Consider the following 17,384-nt stretch of genomic DNA (forward strand, 5'->3'; position numbering starts at 1 on the left):
ATTGAGCGGAAAATAAATTCTTTTTGTATGTAAATCAGTGGTTTATGGTGTTTTTCTGGCCTCGCTTTGATCCCGTTTAACAGCCGTAGGTTGATTTTTCTGGTTTATAATGATGTCATTGTACAGATTATCAACTACTTTTTCTAAGATTTCTCCTGTTTCATTAAAACTGGTATTTGTTAATATCGATATCCCTATATTTTTTTTAGGATAAATTACAAACCAATTTTGCATTCCGTAGATGCCACCGTGATGTCTATAGATTAATTCATTATTATTTTCGATGATGTACCAATGATAACCTTCCCAAAAATCAGAACCTTCTTTATATAATTTTTTATGAGATTCATTAACAATAAGATTGGATGGATCAAGTTGCAATTTCATATATTTCACTAAATCTGTAGTGGTGGAATGCAATCCTGAAATCCCACCCCATAAGGTTCTATTGAAGTTAGGCATTAACTCATTTTTATCATTATAGCCTTTTACCAATCTTGTTCTGTCGTTTTTATCGAGTGTAAACTTGGTTTGGTTCATTTTATTGGGTTTCAAAACAAATTCAATGACCAATTCCTCAAAAGATTTTTGATATACTTTTTCAAGGATATAAGCTGTTAATTCTGGAGCTGTGTTTGAATAGAAATACACTTCTCCGGGTTTTGTTCCAATGTTGATGAGTTTTAATCCCTCAAAAAAAGCCTTTTTATTTTCGCTTTTTATAGGAAAATTGGGAAATCCACTCGTATGGGTGATGAGATGTTTGATTTTGATAGGTTCTCCTTTAAATTCTAAATTAGGATAAGGTTCGTTAAGATAGATTCTAATATCATCCTCTAAATTTATTTTTTTATCAAGTACGGCTTTAGCAGCTATATAACCTGTAAAGGTTTTAGTGACAGAGGCTAATTCATAAAGGGTAGAATCGTTGGGTTTGTTTCCTTTTCCAATGGTTAATTCCCCAAAATGCTTTATGGTGGATTCTCCATCCTTAAAAACAGCAACAGAAACAGAATGAAATCTATTGTCTTCTAATAACTGAAGAGCATTTTTTGTAATCGCATTTTCAATATTTTGGTTATTGGTTGGATGGACACTTTTGCACCCAAGTAAGGCAAAAAATAAAGTAGAGATTAAATATTTCATGGTCAGAATTTTAATTTGATATTTATAATCTGATGCAAATATGCTATAGAGAATCTTGAAAAAAGTCCACATAAAAAAGTCGGACTCATTTTATTCATTAAAATGAGTCCGATTATCTGCAAACTGGAGTCCGATTATTTACAATTGTTTAATTGTCAGTTATTTCTAAAAGCTGTTGGTGTTTGATTCGTGTATTTTTTAAATGAAGTGTGAAAAGAAGATTTCGAGTTGAAACCTACTTCATATAAGATTTCTAAAACGGTGACTTCTTTTCTCGTAGGGTCCTTCAGAATGGTCATTGCTTTTTTAATACGATATTCATTCACAAAATCAAAAAAGTGCTGATTGATATGATGATTAATCAATACAGACAACTCACGAACCGGAATTTCCACCTGATCTGCCAATTCCTGAATGGTGAGAGAAGGGTTTAAAAAGGGTTCTTTTTCAACCATGAAATTTCTAAGCTGTCCGATCTGAATGTTTTTTGTTTCGTCAGTTTTATTTTCAGTTTCCAGTGTTTCGGCAAAATCTTTTGTTGGTTGTATGGTGGAATCAATTCTGCGAAAAAGCTCGGGATAATTTAAGGCCTTTAATATAAACCAGCAGGCAGCCATTAAAAATACCGTTCCTGCAACAATATTCAACCAGATAAACAGATCTCTATGCTGAGTGTACCTTACAATATTCTTTAAAATAATACATAAATGGATGACCAAAAAAATCACTGTAAGCTGAGACAGCCATTTGTATAGCAAAGTGTTTGGATTGGTATAGTTTTCAAGATAAATCTTCTTGTATTTTTTAATGACAAGGAATGTGGCAATGACATAAAAGAAAAACTGCAGTTCCCCGATGAATTGATAAACAAGCATTTCCGGGGAGTACCACATGATTTTAAAGAAGTCTTCTTTGGCAGCCCCCTCTGCCAGATAAAGTCTTGGAACTAAAATTAAATTGACAACAATGAAAGGAATAAGATGCAGTAAATGCTTTCTTTTTAAGGTAAAATCAGAATAGCAAACGGCATTAACGTACAGATAGAAAAGGGGCATTGTCAATAAGTAGGCAGATATTTTGAAAGCTTTCATATTGTAACTATCCACAAAAAGGTGCATAAAAAGTCCGCTGATATCAATGGCATTAATGATAAGGAATGCTGCAAATAATCTGTTTTCCAGTTTTCTTTCAGTTTTTACCGTTAATAAAAATACGGCAAGCAGCAGCGATACAAAAACAGCAATCGCAGCAATGACTTCCAGAAAACTTAATTTGTCCATTAGTTTTTTTACAAAAATAGGATATAAGTCATAAAGAGAAATGATTGGTAGTAATCATTTTTCAAATATTGTGCTGTGATGTGGAAAGTCTTCTGGCTTTGAGGTGGTAAATAAGGTTATTTTCTTTATACTTGCTCAAAGTCAGAAGACTTCGGAGGGTGGAGGAATAAATAAAAAAGCGAGCGTACAACTTCTAAAAAGAAATAAAATTTCAAAAATCTATATAAAAGTAATCTCGCTTTATAAACGAATAATTGTCAATCGTTTTTTTGTACTGTCAATCCAACCAGTTCATTTTTAAGATAGTATATTTCTACTTTCTTGTTAGGCATTCTGTTGTTCTAACCATTTTAAAATTGCTTGGGTGGTTTCTTCTGGCTTTTCTTGTTGAATCCAATGACCACAATCCAGACTAACAATATCCAAATTAGGAACAATATTTTTTAGGTTTTCAGATTTGGGAATCGTGTCCTGTTCACCATATATCATAAGAGTTGGTTGATGAATAATTGGGGTTACGTCCGCCATTAAGTGCTAGTTTCTATCAAGGTTTCTGTACCAATTTATACTTCCTGTAAACCCTGATGCTTCGAAAGCAGAAACAAATACAGATAATTCGTTGTCCTCCATTAAGGGTTCCCCAAGCGGATGTCCTGCTTTTGCAAGATTTATCATTAGCATTCCGGGCTCTGGTGGTGTTGGAGGTACATTTTTGCGGAATAGGTTACCGAGGAACTGAGATGTGTTTTCATTCATTATAGCATCTGCTACTCCTGCTTGTCGATTGAAGTGAACAAAATAGAAGTCTCCTCCAAATATTGCTTCCATAAACTCAATCCATGGTTGTTCTCCACGCTCCTGATAGGGCAACGCTAAGTTTATTATTTTATTTACCCGCTCAGGATGCAATAGTGCCAGGTTCCAAACGACATTTGCACCCCAATCGTGACCCACAAAAGTGGCATCTTCATATCCAAAGTAATCGAGTAGTGCGACCAAGTCACCTGTCAGGTGTACAATATCATATTCAGTTACTTCGGCCGGACTGGATGAGCTACCATAACCTCTCTGATTGGGAATGATCACATGATAACCAGCTGCAACCAATGCCGGCACCTGATGACGCCAGGAAAAAGCATGTTCCGGAAATCCGTGGCAGAGTACAATAGGTTTTCCAACATTCTGTTTACCTGCTTCAAAGACTTCCAGTTCTACACCATTGACTGAAATAAGAGTGGGGTTGGGAAAACTGGTTGGGGTAAGCACTGAGCTAATTTCGTTTGTCATTTTTATTCTTTTAAAGATTAATTAATGAGACAAACTTACACCTGAAACATGACAACAGTGTGTCAGTAGTCAAAAATAAATTAGAACTATTACCTTCTGCTGCGGAGAGTCTGCTGACTTTGAGCTGGTAAATAAGATCATTTCCTTTAAACTTGCTCTAGAGCAAAAGACTTAGAAGAGCTTGGTATTTGTCGTTGATTTTCCAAATATGAATCATGGAAAAATATATACATCAGAGCTCAAGCATTGATTTCTTTATTATCAAGGAAACTACATATTTAAATGTACTGAATCAAAAAATAAAATAATATTTGTTTTATAATCAACCTGATTTATTGGTATAAGAAGCAGAATTAACATTTTCATAAAATACAATCGGGTAGATCCCGGTATATAGTGCTATAATTTTTTCTATATTTAGAAGAAGTATTTTAGTATCTGTTTTACTAATGTTTAGTAAAATGGGTTGTGTTTGTATGTTGCATTCCAAAATAGGTTTACATATATAATATTAAAAAAAGACAATGCCAATAAATCCAATACCTCCGGACGGAGGCATGTTATATAAAGAAACAGATATGGCTCAGCTTTTCCCTGAGCCATTCAATGCAATAACTGCTGTATTATTTTTAGCCTTAGCCATTTTTTGGACGATTAAAATGAAGGGTAATTTTAAAGAATATCCTTTTTTAACCTACTGTTTGGTTTTATTATATGTTGGCGCCATAGGGGGGACTGTTTACCATTCATTCAGACAATGGCCGGTATTTATTATGATGGATTGGATGCCTATTATGTTGCTCTGTTTATCTGCCGGATTTTATTTTTTAGCTCAGAGCATCAGATGGTACTATGCTGTTGTAATGGTTCTCGTATATCTGGTACTAATGTTGGGTTTAAGAAATTGGATTTTGGTAGATAACTCTTCTCTTTTTATCAATGTAAATTATGCAATCATGGCTTCATTTACGCTTTTTTCGGTATTAAGCTATTTAATCTATACCCAATGGAAAGCTGGTAAATGGGTAGGCTTTGCTTTATTGTCGTTTGTTTTTGCACTCACTTTCCGTATAGCGGATAAATGGGAATGGTTTAGTTTCGGAACCCACTTTTTATGGCATACCTTTGGGGCAGTGGCAACATTTTGCATGTTTAATTATATTTATCTTACGCAGAATACAATTAGAAAAACATAAGTAGCTTTATTCTCTTTGAAAACCCTGATTCGTATATAAAAGTCTGTTTAAACTTAACCACAAAAGTCACAAAAGTTTTTATTTTTTTAAAACTTTAGAATACTTAAGAAGGTTTAAAATAATACAGCATAAAAGTACACTGAAGAAAAAAATCAAAGATTTTTAAAACTTATGTGAACTTATTGTGCGCCAGGATATCCTCTTAAGCTCACTTAAGTGTTTGAATCTTTTGTAACTTTTGTGGTTTAATAAAAAAAATAAACAGCTTTTTTTATGAAATTCACAGTTTAATTCTTTTAAGTTTGAAAGAAAGATGATTTACTTATATTTGCGCTGCAAAGCAAATTCAAATGTTCAAAAAAGTAAGCACTGTATTTATTCTTGGCTTTTATACGGTTTTTTGTTCGGCCCAGCAGGTTCGGCCTTCCAAATCATCTGAAATTTACCGTGAACTCAAAACACTTAAACAGCTGCCTAAAGTTTTATACCTTGCAGCTCATCCCGATGATGAAAATACAGGATTGCTCTCCTGGTTAATCAACGACCAAAATGTGGAAACAGGTTATTTGTCTTTAACCCGAGGAGATGGTGGTCAGAATTTATTAGGCACAGAGCAAGGAGCTGCATTGGGTTTAATCAGAACACATGAGCTTTTAGAGGCAAGGAAGCTAGACGGAGCCCAGCAGTTTTTTACCCGCGCGATTGATTTCGGGTTCTCAAAAAATACGACGGATACTTTTAAACAATGGGATGCAGACAGCATTACAGCGGATGTAGTTTGGGTAATCCGTACATTCCGTCCTGATGTTATCATTTGTCGTTTTCCTCCTACTGCTGCGGCAGGTCACGGACAGCACGCGGCTTCGGCTGTAGTTGCGGAAAAAGCTTTTAAGCTGGCAGGCGATAAAACAGCTTTCCCAGATCAACTAAAATATGTGAATACATGGCAGCCAAAACGAGTATTGTGGAATACTTTCCGATTTGGTGGGGTTAATACGACAGCTGAAAATCAACTTAAAGTTACCGTTGGGCAATATGATGCACAACTGGGAATGGGCTATGGTGAATTGGCAGGATTAAGCAGAAGCTTACATAAAAGCCAGGGTGCAGGAACACAGTCTGTAGCCGGTATCAGAACTGAATATTTTTCTCATGTTATCGGTGAGCCCGCAAAAACAACACTTTTCGATGGACTCGTTAAAACCTGGACTTCACAAGGAAACGCTGATATTGATCAATCATTGGATCAAATTATTTCCACTTTCAATTTCAATAATCCTGACCAGAGCTTGCCTGCTTTACTTGCTTTGCGAAAAAAGGTCACGGGACTCAAAGATTCAGACCTGAAAAAGGATAAAATTAAATCTCTAGACCGTATTATTTTAAGCTGTGCCGGGTTTATGGGTGAGGTGGTTACCAATCAGGCTGAAGCTGTTGCCGGGGATCATTACAATTTCAGATTAAATCTGATTTCGAGAGCTGCAAATCCTGTCGTTTTAGAAGATGTAAAATGGTTAAATCAATCAGAAAGCTTCAACAGAAAACTATCAAAAGATTCTTTAATTACCATTCAGCATGACATTCAGATTCCTGCAGATGCAGCACTCACAGAACCTTACTGGTTGGCAAAACCAGCCGCGAATGCAGCCACTTTCTCCGTTCCAAATGATACTTTAATAGGTTTACCTGAGGCAGAATCATCATTGAATGTTTTGCTTGGTTTAAAAATCGGTTCAGAAAAATTTCAAGTTAAACTTCCTTTATCATTCAAAAAATTAGATCCGGTACGTGGTGATGTGGTAGAAGCCTTGCGCATTGTTCCTGCTTTGGAACTGAAATTTACACAACCCCTTTATGTGGTTAAAGAAAATGAAGATTTACATCTCAGTTTAAATTTTAAGATTAATTCTAACAGGCAGTTCAGTAAAGGTAAAGTAAACCTGTTGTATAATGGAGAACGATTAGGAGGTACTGATTTAAGTTCGCTCAATGGGAAAGATTTTACTTTCGATTACGTTATTCCAAAAACTAAGCTTGCCTCCATACATTCGGCTCGTTTGCAACTGGATGCAAATTATGTTGCAGATGGAGTCACTTATAATAAAAAACAAGTGTTAATTCAGTATCCGCATTTACCCTCCTTACAATATTTTGCGCCTGCAAGTGTAGCCATAATGAAAGGTGATATTCAGGCAAAGATTAAAAAAGTAGGTTATGTAGAAGGTGCGGGCGATTTCATTCCTGAGTTTCTACGCATTGCAGGTATTCAGGTAGATGTTTTGAAAGACGAGGATTTTTATGGTAATATAGATGAGTCTGGCGGAAACGGCAGTCAAAACAAGCTATCGCAATATGATGCCATCGTATTGGGTGTTCGTGCAAACAATACAGAGAAAAAGTTGGGCCGCTGGATGCCTTTTTTATGGTCTTATGCAAAAGGCGGAGGTAATTTGGTGATGCAGTATAATACCAATCAGGATACAACAGTTGACAAATTGGGGATGTACAATTTCAGCATTGCTAATAAGCGTGTGACCGAAGAAAATGCTGCGGTTACGTTTTTAAATCCAAATCATAAGTTACTGAACTTTCCGAACAAAATTACTACAGATGATTTTAAAGGCTGGATACAGGAGCGTGGGGCTTATTTCCCTGCCCAATGGGATGCAGCGTATGAACCACTTTTTGAAATGCACGATACCGATGAAGAGCCTTTGCAGGGGTCAACCTTATATGCTAAATACGGAAAGGGTAATTTTATTTATACACCGTTATCGTTTTTCAGACAGCTGCCTGCGGGAAATGTGGGGGCGGCCCGTTTATTTTTTAACTTTTTATCTGCACAGAAAAACTAATGAACAAACAACTTAAAAATTGGAATACCTGGTACGTATTATTGGTGGCTGCACTAATATTGCAGATCGCATTTTATTATTTGTTTACTAAATTCTGGGCATGAGTAATATAGATTGGACAGTTCTTATTTTCACACTGGTTGCAGTGGTTGTCTACGGCGTGTTGATCGGTCGTGGCCAAAAAAGCAATGAAACCTACCTGAAAGCAGATAATAAAATGCCATGGTATATAGTGCTTATAGGTATTATGGCCACACAGGCAAGTGCAATTACTTTTCTTTCAGCACCGGGTCAGGCTTATACAGACGGAATGCGTTTCGTTCAGTACTACTTTGGTTTGCCATTAGCGATGATTGTTATCTGTGTTACTTTCATCCCTATTTTTCAACGCTTGAATGTTTATACCGCCTATGAATATTTAGAAAACCGTTTTGATAAGAAAACAAGGGTGCTCACTTCGCTTCTTTTTCTTTTTTCCAGAGGTTTATCAACAGGAATCAGCATTTACGCTCCGAGCATCATCCTGTCAAGCGTTTTAAACTGGAATATCTATTTAACCAATGTCTTAACAGGTGGTATTCTGTTGATTTACACCTATATTGGTGGAGCAAAAGCAATAGCTCACACCCAAAAATTACAGTTTCTCATTATTCTGGGAACAATGGCTTTTGCAGGTTATTTGCTAATCCAAAATATGCCGAATGGAATTGGTTTTAACGATGCGCTTTATCTGGCGGGGAAATCAGGAAAGCTCAATGTAATCACCACAGACTTCGATTGGAAAGATAAATACAATATTTGGAGCGGTTTAATTGGTGGTTTTTTTCTGGCTCTTTCTTACTTCGGTACTGACCAGAGTCAGGTCGGGAGATATATTACTGCGAAAGACAATACCAATGCAAAAATGGGCTTACTGTTGAATGGATTGGTTAAAATTCCGATGCAGTTTGCTATTCTGCTGATTGGTGCTTTGCTTTTCGCTTTCTTTTCTCTAAAACCGGCTCCGATTTATTTTAACGAACGCTCTTATCAATATTTAAAGGAAACAAAACCTGAACAGGCTGCGGTTTTTGAAAAAGAACATCAGCATTTACAAATAAAATTTAATGCAGAATCAAAAGAAATTCTAAAGTTAAAAGAAACTCAATCTCCCCAACTCAAAAAAACTATTGAGGATTTTAAAAATACACAAACCGAAGTAAAAGCACTTCACGGCAGGGTAGAGGAAGCTATTAATAATTCAAACTATAATGCGGAGAAAACGGATACGAATTACATTTTCCTGTATTTCGTAAAAAACACCTTGCCTGTTGGGATGATCGGTTTACTGTTTGCTGTCATTTTTTTGGCCAGCTGGGGTTCAATTTCGGCAGCACTGAATTCTCTTGCTGCCTGTTCATTAAAAGATGTTCATTTACTATTTAAAAAAGAAATTCCTGATGAGAAAACCGAATTGAAGTATAGTCGTCTCCATACTTTAGCCTGGGGAATTTTCTCAATTGGTGTAGCTATGTTTGCCACTCAAATGGGTTCCCTTATTGAAGCGGTTAATGTATTAGGTTCTCTTTTCTACGGTCCAATACTAGGGATTTTTCTGGTTGCATTTTACTTTAAAAAAATCAACGGGGCGAATGTATTTATTTCTGCAATTTTATCAGAAATTACGGTGATTGCCGTTTATAATTTTGATATTGTTTCTTTCCTGTGGCTTAATGTCATAGGGGCAGCAGCAGTGATTATATTTTCTGCAATCGGTTTGCTGTTTTATAAGCGAAAAGCAGTAAATTCGTAAAAACGAACAACAGTAAACATACAAATAAAAATATTATGAAAACTATCCTTAAATCTGCTGCCGTACTTGTTGCGACAATGACAATCTCCCTAAATGCCTTTGCGCAAGACACTAAAAAACCTGCCAGCCCTCCAGCTACCGCTACGGGGAAAATTAAAGATGCAACCATTACAATAGCCTATAGCAGTCCTTCTGTTAAAGGACGTACAATCTGGGGTGGTTTAGAAGCTTATGATAAAGTTTGGCGTGCGGGTGCCAATGAAGCAACAACCTTCGAAACGGATAAGGATATTACCGTTCAGGGTAAAAAACTTCCTGCAGGTAAATATAGCTTTTTCTTAATCCCTAAACAAAGCGGAACCTGGACTGCGATTTTTAACAAGGAGCCTAAACAATGGGGTGCTTATAAATACGAAGAAGCAAAAGATGCTTTACGTGTTGATGTAAAAACAAAAGCTTTGCAAACAACACAAGAAGCTTTAGTTTATAAAATAAACAGTAATGGATTCACAATGGATTGGGATAAAATCTCAGTTCCTGTAGAGATCAAATAAATTTAAATATAAGAAATTAAAATCCCGTTCATTCGGGATTTTTTTGTTTAAAATTGTATCAAAGAGTACTATTGAAAAACTTTTCAGTTTGTTTATTTAGAACAGTCTAAGCATTTATGCTTAAAATTTTAAACACTAAACCTCACATTTTAAAAGATTGATAAATAAGTGTTTATAGGTATAAAAAAAGAGACAACTATCAAATAGTTGTCTCTTGAAGTGACCTCGACAGGATTCAAACCTGTAACCTTCTGAGCCGTAATCAGATGCGCTATTCAGTTGCGCCACGAGGCCTTTTGTTATCTTGTTGTTTAACGGTTGCAAATATACCACTTTTTTCCGTTCTTTGGAAGATGAAACAGAGAATTTTACTTTTATTTACAGTTTTAGCGCTAACAGCTTGTAAAAGAGAATCAAAAATTTCGTCCTCAGATTGGACAAATATCTCAAATCGCACCCAATACAAGGAACAGGATGGAAATCTGGAGTTGAAATCGGGGAATTTTACTTATAATTTTAAGCAAAATCAAACTCCTTTCAAGAAAATCATCCTACTGAATGCAAGTATGGCCGGGTATATTTCAGAATTAGGAGCAGAAAATCTGATCATCGGGGTTTCAAGCCCGGAATATATTTATTCTGAGAAAATTCAGAGCCTGCTTAAAGAAGGTAAGATTCAAAATGTGGGAAGCGAGCAGAAGTATGATGTGGAAAAGATCATCTCTATGAAGCCGGATGCTATTTTTACCAATTATATCGCCAGTTTTGACAATACATATCAACTGTTGAAAAACAATGGGATTCAGGTGGTGTTTTTGGATGAGTATATGGAACAGCAACCATTGCAAAAGACAGCTTACATTAAGCTTTTTGGAGAGTTTTTCGGAAAAGAAAAAGAAGCTGAAACCAAATATCAGGAAGTTGAAAAAAACTATAATGATCTGAAGCAATTGGCATTAAAAGCAAAAGATAAACCTGTAGTATTGGCCAATGAAATGTACGGTGATGTGTGGTATCTTCCAGGGGGAAACACCTCTGTGGCTCATTATATTGCTGATGCCAATGCTCATTATATCATGAAAGATAATAAAGAAGAAAAAGCCCTTACCATGAGCTTTGAGGAAGTATATGCAAAAGCAGGAGGTGTTCAGTACTGGGTAAATGCCGGAAGCCATACTTCAAAGAAAGAAATGTTGGGGATGAATCCTTTCTACGGAAAACTGGATGTATTCAATAAAGGTAAAATCTATACTATTGCAGGAAAAGAAAAGCAAAAAGCCAATGACTTCTTCGAAAGTGGAGTTGTAAGAGCAGATTTGATACTGAAAGACTACATTAAAATCTTTCATCCTGAACTTTTACCGGAATATCAGCTTACGTATATGAAAGAATTGCAGTAAATCGGAGTATTTGTTTATTTTTGCCTTTCCTTTTTAAAAGTTATGTGGAAAAAAATTAAACAGCTTATTTTCATCGTTCTTGTTCTGAACGTGGTTTTTATTATCTGGGGTCGATTTTTTAATCCGCCTATAACCCTTACACAGATAGGAGGCCTTTTTGAATACGGAAAACTGCACAGAGATTATATTTCCTATGATGACATGGGAAGCAATGTAAAGAAAGCGGTAATTGCTTCAGAGGATCAAAAATTCTTTGACCATGACGGCTTTGATTATACTGCGATTGAAAAAGCAATGAAGTATAACGAAAAAGGTAAAAAAATAAGAGGTGGAAGTACCATTTCTCAGCAAACCGCAAAGAACGTTTTCCTTTGGCAGGGTAGAAGCTGGGTAAGAAAAGGATTAGAAGCTGTTTACACTTTCATTATAGAAAAAGTATGGAGCAAGGATATTATCCTGGAAAGATACCTGAATTCCATTGAAATGGGACAGGGAGTATTTGGTGTAGAAGCAGCAGCACAATATTATTTTGGAAAATCATCCAAAGATCTAAGTGCCTCAGATGCTGCATGGATTGCTGCTGTACTGCCTAATCCAAAGAAGTATGATCCAAAGAATCCATCCCCATATTTGAGAAAGAAACATAATTGGATCATGAGACAGATGAGGAATGTGAGTTTGAAATAGTATCTTTGTACTAATGAAATTCTTTAATTCCAGCACAAATTTTGAGTCAGTTCTTAAAAAATACTTTTCTTTTAAGAACGAAACCCTTTCTTTAGAGCCTTTTGCAGAGTTTTTAGAGAGCGTTAAAAGGGCAGACTTTACTGATGTGCTTAATTTTCTTAGAAGTAATCCGAATTTTGCGGAAAACTTTAAACATTACATTCATAATATTTTTAAAGGAAGACCATTCAACCTTTCATTAACGGAGGCGAATATTCTTTCTGAAAATGCCTTTTTTCCGGAACTGAAAAAAAGGATCCTGAATAAGGTTTTACCACCCGTTGAAAATGAAAAGACGGTATGGTATATGATTGACAATGTCAGTATGAGACCCAAGAAAGATCTAGAATTTCTCCACAACCTTCCTGAAAATGAGGTTAATGAATTTTTAAATCTTTTAGGGGCTGCAGATTTTATTACAAAGCCCAATGTAAAAAAAGAACTGATATTCTCTATGAATATTCTTTCATGGAGGGTTACAGGAATGGCGATGGAAGTGGAAGTCGTGAGAATGGCACCCCAATACAGAAATCTGGATAACCCGTTTTTAGCTCTTCAAAATGAGCTTGAAACTCTGGCAGAAGACCTGGTAAGAGATCCTGAATTACAGCTTCATTCCAAGGACAGTAGATATAAGCAGATTAAGATCTATGCAGGGCAATGTCAGGAATTCGTTAATATCGCTTTTAAAAATTCTGCTAAATATGGTATTTCAGGGAAGATTAACCAATCCTTGCTGAAGATCAGACAGCAGACCGATAGAATCTATGAGATCGTGCAGCTCTTGGTTATTGATAACGAAGAAGATGTTCTTATTAAATCCAAGCAACTGGTTTTTAATATTTTGAACTATAAATCTCATAAGAATAATATTGCAGATCTTATCAATGACAGTACAAGGTTGATTTCTCACCTTATTACCAATCATACCGCAGAAGCCGGAACACACTATATCACTTCCACCAGAAAGGAATATATGACGATGTTCTATAAGGCCAGTGGAGGAGGAATCATTGTTGGAGCGCTTTGTGTACTGAAAATGCTCTACGGTTATATTCCGGGGAGTGATTTTTCACATGCATTCCTCTATTCAATGAACTATGCCATGGGGTTCATCATGATTTATCTGATGGGTTTTACATTGGCAACGAAACAGCCGGCCATGACTGCCGCTACCATGACTAAGGTATTGTCTGAAGAGGGCAATAACAAAAGAAACAACACTGAATTTGCCCATCTTGTATCAAAGCTTTTCAGAAGCCAGTTTATTGCTTTTGTTGGGAACGTATTGCTTGCCTTTCCTGTAGCTTTAGCCATTATTTACGGTTTGGATGTGTTTCTATCACAAAATTTAGCCGTAGACAGATCAGATAAATTATTAAAGGATCTTGATCCATTTAAATCCAAGGCTATTTTGCATGCCAGTATTGCCGGATTTTACCTGTTTATTTCAGGAATTATTTCAGGAAATATCGGAAACAACTCTGTTTTCTATCAAATTCCGGAGAGGATAGCCAAAAACCTTTCCATCAGAAGTTTCTTCGGGAAAAAATTTGCCAAAGGCTTATCTAAATATTATGCTAAGAACTGGCCGGGAATTGTTTCCAATTTTTGGTTCGGAGTTTTTCTTGGAGCTACAGCGCCTGTAGGAATGTTCTTTGGACTTGATCTTGATATCAGGCACATTACCTTTGCAGCTGGAAACTTTGCATTGGGGCTTTACGGAAAAGACTTCTCAGTAGATTCCTATACATTCTGGATGTCTTTTGTTACAGTTTTCTTAATCGGTTTCTTCAACTTCCTGGTAAGTTTCAGTTTGTCTATGTTCCTTGCCTTTAGATCTAGAAAAATGAATTTCGGACAGGTGAGTGAGATCTATAAGGAGATTTTTAGATATTTTACGAAGCATCCTTTGAAGTTTTTCCTGCCGTTAAGCTCAGGACTGGATAAGAAAGCTGATGACCTGATGAGCAGTACGATTTCTAATAAATCAGAAGAACATTAATAAAAATAAAGCGAGGCGATCTTAATAATAGATCGCCTCGCTTCATTTAAGTCTTTTGTATAGCTTTTTAAAGACAATAAGGAAACTCCGGACATTCTGCGGGTAATTGTTCCCAAAAAATACATTGACTGGTATCTCCACAGCTTACAAGACAACACACCATTTGCCCTGCTCCTTGAATAGCCTTTAAATTGTTTCTGGATAATTTTTTTGTTGTAAGTACTTTTTTCATGATAAAATAATTTTGAAATTAAATATAGTATATTATTTCGACATGTGGTGATATAATTTGAAATAATACTTACTTACAATATAGATGAACAGAGAGAATTCTAGAATATCTGAAGATCATGAAATTGTTCTGTTCCAAATTTGTCCTGGAACTTTTTCAAATAGAAAGTCTTACGCATTTTAAAATCATTTTTAAGTAATGGAGAATCAATTTTAATAATAATGCATTTATTTTCAATATTCACACTTTTGATCTCACGGAAAAGACTTTCATCAAGATAATCCTCAAGGAAGTCCTTGATGTCAAAGGCTATCAGTTTATCTTCAAAACCATAGATTCTTGCAAAAGATTTTACAAGTTCAGAGGATTGATATTCGCGCTTTTTCTTCTTCATATTACTTTTAAGGTACGTATTCGGTTGTTAAACCTTTATTTTTAAAAAACTTCTCCAGATCAGGATAAAGAAATTCGCAGGTCTCGAAAGAATCCATCATGTCTTTTGGAAAAGATTCTATTCCGGAGCATTCAAAACAAATTTCAAAATAAGCAAAAACCTTATCATTTTCATCATAAAACAAGATGGCATTTCTTGGGAAAAAGCATCCGCTTTGAGAAGTGTAGGAAACATAATATTTGTGGCAGGTATTATAAAGAACATCACTAAGTTCTGAAATTTCAGATAAGTTTAATGTTTTTGTCTCCTGTATGCCTTTATGATTGACATCCTTAATAAGATTTTCTATTTCTACAGATTTATATTTTGTAAGGTTCTCATAATATGTATTCAGATTAATGGAATCCTGCTTGGCTACCGGTGGTGGTGGCGGTGGGGTATAGCCCGCTGCTCCTTTATAGCTTAGATTGTAGGAAATTATTTTAACCTTAGCAGACTTATCAAACGGAAATCTGGATATCCTTTTCTCTAAAGGAATAGATTTAAAGCTTGTATTCGTTTCACCATGCTGATATCTATGAATTTCAGCGAGTAAATTTTTCGCTTTCTTCTTTTTTTGGCTGAATGAAAACGTAAATAATAGTGAAAATAGAATAATAAAAATCCTTGAGATCATACCTCAAATATAATACTTTCCTCATTAATTTTTTTTACTACACTTTCAGTTCGTTCTCTGTGTGTATCTGTAATGAAGATCTGTCCAAAGCTTTCTCTGTTCACCAGCTCAATTAATTGAGAAACTCTTGTATCATCAAGCTTGTCAAAAATATCATCAAGCAAAAGAATTGGAGTTTTCTTGGTAAGTTCCTTTACAAGGCTCATTTGAGCAAGTTTAAGTGAAATAAGGAATGACTTCTGCTGTCCCTGCGAGCCAATTTTCTTGATGAGAACATGATCCATCTCAAAAAGAAGATCATCCTTGTGAATTCCTTTGGAAGTATAGGTTAGCATACGGTCTTTTTCAAGGCTTTCCTTTAAAAGTTCTGCAAAAGAATTTTCCAGAAGATGAGATTCATAGATCACCGAAACAGTCTCTTTTCCTCCGGAAATAATTTGATAAAAATTCTGTACAATAGGATTTAATTGCTCTACAAATACCTTTCTCTTATTAAAAATTTTCGTTCCAAATCGAGAGATCGGCTCATCGTATATTTCTAGAGAATCTTTGTCCCACACCCTGTTTTTAGCAAAATATTTCAGTAAAGCATTTCTTTGCTGAATAGTTTTCTGGTATTGTATCAGGTCAAAAAGATATTCTGAATCCGTTTGAGAAATCATGGAATCCAGAAACTTTCTTCTGCTTTCTCCTGAGTCTGAAATAAGATTGGAATCATAAGGTGAAATCATCACACTGGGCAAATAACCAATATGATCAGCAAGCCTGTCATAGCTCTTGTCGTTTTTTTTAATAACTTTTTTGGCTTCCTTGGGCTGGGTAATTCTAATGATATCTTCACTTTCTTCATTCTGAATTTCGGCATCAATAGTGAAAAAATCTTCTTCTCTTTTGATGTTGTTCAGATCTGTATTTCCCAAAAAGCTTTTGCCTACGGATAAATAATGAAGGGCATCCAGAATATTGGTCTTTCCTGCACCATTATTACCCACAAAACAGTTGATTTGCGGTGAAAATTCAAATTTTTTCTCAGAGTGGTTTTTGAAATTGTAAAGGGAAAGCTTCTTGATAATCATTCGTCAAAAATACTCCATTATTAGTAAAAATAAAAAAGGAAGTGCTGAACAAGTTTCCACACCGAATGAAAAATAAGTGTCATCTCTTTTATTTTCAGAGAAATAGATTAAAATGTAGGTGATAATAGTGGGCAGAAAAAATGATGCAGCATAAATAGGCTTAAGATAGAAAATACCAATAAGGCTGCTTATAAACACAAGACCATAGGCAATGTACTTTGTGTTTTGAATGCCTATTAACATGGGGAAAGTCTTTACGGTATCACTATTCATGTCCCGAATGTCAAAGGGAAGTACCAATGCTGTGATGTAGAAAAAACTGATCAAAAAAATAGGCAAACTGAATTCCGGAAGAGTAAGCCAGCAATTAACCAATGCCCAGACTAGCCCTACATAGAATACTTTAAGCAACGGAATTTTTCGGATATAAACATCAAGAAAAAAACTGTTGTATAGCAATCCAAGAACTACAATGACAAACCATTTCAATAGTCTTATTTCATTGTGATTGTGAATGATGAGAAAGGCACAGACAACTCCTGCAACTGCATTTAAAACCAGAATTTTGAAAAAATGCCTGGTATATTGATACTTAGTATAAAGATAACCACTGAAATAGGTGATGAAAATTAAAAGAATAGTGGGCAAACGGAATGTGTTTTGCTCTTTCATGAAAAATACTGCAAAAAGAGTTCCCATTAAGGATACGTAAACTTGGCTGTCTATAACGGATTTTTTCAGTATTTTTAAAATGTTCATTTATCA

The 17,384-nt window shown here is 35.4% G+C and carries 16 protein-coding genes and 1 tRNA gene; 7 read left to right on the plus strand and 10 right to left on the minus strand.

Going from position 1 to position 17,384, the window contains the following annotated elements:
- Positions 1-42: 42 nt before the first annotated feature.
- The 4 genes from C7D53_RS05610 to C7D53_RS05620 all read right to left on the minus strand — a co-directional run bounded on the left by C7D53_RS05610 (position 43) and on the right by C7D53_RS05620 (position 3,713).
- Positions 43-1,146, minus strand: a complete 1,104-nt coding sequence (locus tag C7D53_RS05610) for a serine hydrolase domain-containing protein (RefSeq protein WP_228422194.1) — start codon at positions 1,144-1,146, stop codon at positions 43-45.
- A gap of 155 nt (positions 1,147-1,301) precedes the next feature.
- Positions 1,302-2,426: a helix-turn-helix domain-containing protein gene (locus C7D53_RS05615; protein ID WP_106915378.1), complete on the minus strand. Its 1,125-nt coding sequence runs from the start codon at positions 2,424-2,426 to the stop codon at positions 1,302-1,304.
- Between the two features lie 324 nt (positions 2,427-2,750).
- The gene (locus C7D53_RS21130) at positions 2,751-2,954 is read right to left on the minus strand and encodes an alpha/beta fold hydrolase (RefSeq protein WP_228422195.1); all 204 of its coding nucleotides are present in this window, start codon (positions 2,952-2,954) and stop codon (positions 2,751-2,753) included.
- 6 nt (positions 2,955-2,960) lie between these two features.
- Positions 2,961-3,713 carry an alpha/beta fold hydrolase gene (locus C7D53_RS05620; protein WP_228422197.1) on the minus strand — a complete coding sequence of 251 codons (753 nt, stop codon included), beginning with the start codon at positions 3,711-3,713 and terminating at the stop codon, positions 2,961-2,963.
- A 524-nt stretch (positions 3,714-4,237) separates the two neighbouring features.
- On the opposite strand from C7D53_RS05620, the gene C7D53_RS05625 reads away from it, so the two are divergent.
- The 4 genes from C7D53_RS05625 (at position 4,238) to C7D53_RS05640 (ending at position 10,110) form a co-directional block, all read left to right on the plus strand.
- Positions 4,238-4,909 carry a hypothetical protein gene (locus C7D53_RS05625; RefSeq protein WP_106915379.1) on the plus strand — a complete coding sequence of 224 codons (672 nt, stop codon included), beginning with the start codon at positions 4,238-4,240 and terminating at the stop codon, positions 4,907-4,909.
- 350 nt (positions 4,910-5,259) lie between these two features.
- Entirely contained in the window at positions 5,260-7,764 is a 2,505-nt protein-coding gene (locus tag C7D53_RS05630; RefSeq protein WP_106915380.1) for a PIG-L family deacetylase, read from the plus strand.
- A gap of 100 nt (positions 7,765-7,864) precedes the next feature.
- Positions 7,865-9,556, plus strand: a complete 1,692-nt coding sequence (locus tag C7D53_RS05635) for a sodium:solute symporter (protein ID WP_106915381.1) — start codon at positions 7,865-7,867, stop codon at positions 9,554-9,556.
- Positions 9,557-9,591: 35 nt separating this feature from the next.
- Positions 9,592-10,110: a DUF2911 domain-containing protein gene (locus C7D53_RS05640; RefSeq protein WP_106915382.1), complete on the plus strand. Its 519-nt coding sequence runs from the start codon at positions 9,592-9,594 to the stop codon at positions 10,108-10,110.
- A 220-nt stretch (positions 10,111-10,330) separates the two neighbouring features.
- On the opposite strand, the gene C7D53_RS05645 is transcribed toward C7D53_RS05640, so the two are convergent.
- Positions 10,331-10,404, minus strand: a tRNA-Arg gene (locus tag C7D53_RS05645).
- 59 nt (positions 10,405-10,463) lie between these two features.
- On the opposite strand from C7D53_RS05645, the gene C7D53_RS05650 reads away from it, so the two are divergent.
- The 3 genes from C7D53_RS05650 to C7D53_RS05660 are packed head-to-tail and all read left to right on the plus strand — an operon-like array spanning position 10,464 to position 14,241.
- A complete protein-coding gene (locus tag C7D53_RS05650; RefSeq protein ID WP_162926096.1) occupies positions 10,464-11,510 on the plus strand; it encodes an ABC transporter substrate-binding protein in 1,047 nt (348 codons plus the stop codon).
- A 42-nt stretch (positions 11,511-11,552) separates the two neighbouring features.
- On the plus strand, positions 11,553-12,197 hold the full coding sequence (gene mtgA, locus C7D53_RS05655; RefSeq protein WP_106915383.1) for a monofunctional biosynthetic peptidoglycan transglycosylase: 645 nt from the start codon (positions 11,553-11,555) through the stop codon (positions 12,195-12,197).
- 13 nt (positions 12,198-12,210) lie between these two features.
- Positions 12,211-14,241, plus strand: coding sequence for a recombinase (locus tag C7D53_RS05660; protein ID WP_106915384.1), 2,031 nt, complete (start codon positions 12,211-12,213; stop codon positions 14,239-14,241).
- 67 nt (positions 14,242-14,308) lie between these two features.
- Here the strand turns inward: C7D53_RS05660 and C7D53_RS20855 are convergent, their stop codons facing one another.
- From C7D53_RS20855 to C7D53_RS05680, 5 genes are all read right to left on the minus strand, one after another.
- Positions 14,309-14,473 carry a bacteriocin-like protein gene (locus C7D53_RS20855; RefSeq protein WP_162926097.1) on the minus strand — a complete coding sequence of 55 codons (165 nt, stop codon included), beginning with the start codon at positions 14,471-14,473 and terminating at the stop codon, positions 14,309-14,311.
- A 100-nt stretch (positions 14,474-14,573) separates the two neighbouring features.
- On the minus strand, positions 14,574-14,867 hold the full coding sequence (locus C7D53_RS05665; protein ID WP_076351152.1) for a hypothetical protein: 294 nt from the start codon (positions 14,865-14,867) through the stop codon (positions 14,574-14,576).
- 7 nt (positions 14,868-14,874) lie between these two features.
- Positions 14,875-15,543: a hypothetical protein gene (locus C7D53_RS05670; protein ID WP_106915385.1), complete on the minus strand. Its 669-nt coding sequence runs from the start codon at positions 15,541-15,543 to the stop codon at positions 14,875-14,877.
- The gene (recF, locus tag C7D53_RS05675; RefSeq protein ID WP_106915386.1) at positions 15,540-16,619 is read right to left on the minus strand and encodes a DNA replication/repair protein RecF; all 1,080 of its coding nucleotides are present in this window, start codon (positions 16,617-16,619) and stop codon (positions 15,540-15,542) included. Before recF ends, C7D53_RS05670 begins: the two co-directional genes overlap by 4 nt.
- A gap of 3 nt (positions 16,620-16,622) precedes the next feature.
- On the minus strand, positions 16,623-17,378 hold the full coding sequence (locus C7D53_RS05680; RefSeq protein WP_106915387.1) for a UbiA prenyltransferase family protein: 756 nt from the start codon (positions 17,376-17,378) through the stop codon (positions 16,623-16,625).
- Between the last annotated feature and the right edge of the window lie 6 nt (positions 17,379-17,384).

The sequence above is a fragment of the Chryseobacterium aurantiacum genome (assembly GCF_003020585.1).
In the GTDB taxonomy this organism is placed as follows: Bacteria; Bacteroidota; Bacteroidia; order Flavobacteriales; family Weeksellaceae; genus Chryseobacterium; species Chryseobacterium aurantiacum.

Bases quoted from the DNA above. Each gene is read 5' to 3' on its own strand.
- C7D53_RS05610 (WP_228422194.1), bottom strand. From the start codon at position 1,146: ATGAAATATTTAATCTCTACTTTATTTTTTGCCTTACTTGGGTGCAAA.
- C7D53_RS05615 (WP_106915378.1), bottom strand. From the start codon at position 2,426: ATGGACAAATTAAGTTTTCTGGAAGTCATTGCTGCGATTGCTGTTTTT.
- C7D53_RS21130 (WP_228422195.1), bottom strand. From the start codon at position 2,954: ATGGCGGACGTAACCCCAATTATTCATCAACCAACTCTTATGATATAT.
- C7D53_RS05620 (WP_228422197.1), bottom strand. From the start codon at position 3,713: ATGACAAACGAAATTAGCTCAGTGCTTACCCCAACCAGTTTTCCCAAC.
- C7D53_RS05625 (WP_106915379.1), top strand. From the start codon at position 4,238: ATGCCAATAAATCCAATACCTCCGGACGGAGGCATGTTATATAAAGAA.
- C7D53_RS05630 (WP_106915380.1), top strand. From the start codon at position 5,260: ATGTTCAAAAAAGTAAGCACTGTATTTATTCTTGGCTTTTATACGGTT.
- C7D53_RS05635 (WP_106915381.1), top strand. From the start codon at position 7,865: ATGAGTAATATAGATTGGACAGTTCTTATTTTCACACTGGTTGCAGTG.
- C7D53_RS05640 (WP_106915382.1), top strand. From the start codon at position 9,592: ATGAAAACTATCCTTAAATCTGCTGCCGTACTTGTTGCGACAATGACA.
- C7D53_RS05650 (WP_162926096.1), top strand. From the start codon at position 10,464: ATGAAACAGAGAATTTTACTTTTATTTACAGTTTTAGCGCTAACAGCT.
- mtgA (WP_106915383.1), top strand. From the start codon at position 11,553: ATGTGGAAAAAAATTAAACAGCTTATTTTCATCGTTCTTGTTCTGAAC.
- C7D53_RS05660 (WP_106915384.1), top strand. From the start codon at position 12,211: ATGAAATTCTTTAATTCCAGCACAAATTTTGAGTCAGTTCTTAAAAAA.
- C7D53_RS20855 (WP_162926097.1), bottom strand. From the start codon at position 14,473: ATGAAAAAAGTACTTACAACAAAAAAATTATCCAGAAACAATTTAAAG.
- C7D53_RS05665 (WP_076351152.1), bottom strand. From the start codon at position 14,867: ATGAAGAAGAAAAAGCGCGAATATCAATCCTCTGAACTTGTAAAATCT.
- C7D53_RS05670 (WP_106915385.1), bottom strand. From the start codon at position 15,543: ATGATCTCAAGGATTTTTATTATTCTATTTTCACTATTATTTACGTTT.
- recF (WP_106915386.1), bottom strand. From the start codon at position 16,619: ATGATTATCAAGAAGCTTTCCCTTTACAATTTCAAAAACCACTCTGAG.
- C7D53_RS05680 (WP_106915387.1), bottom strand. From the start codon at position 17,378: ATGAACATTTTAAAAATACTGAAAAAATCCGTTATAGACAGCCAAGTT.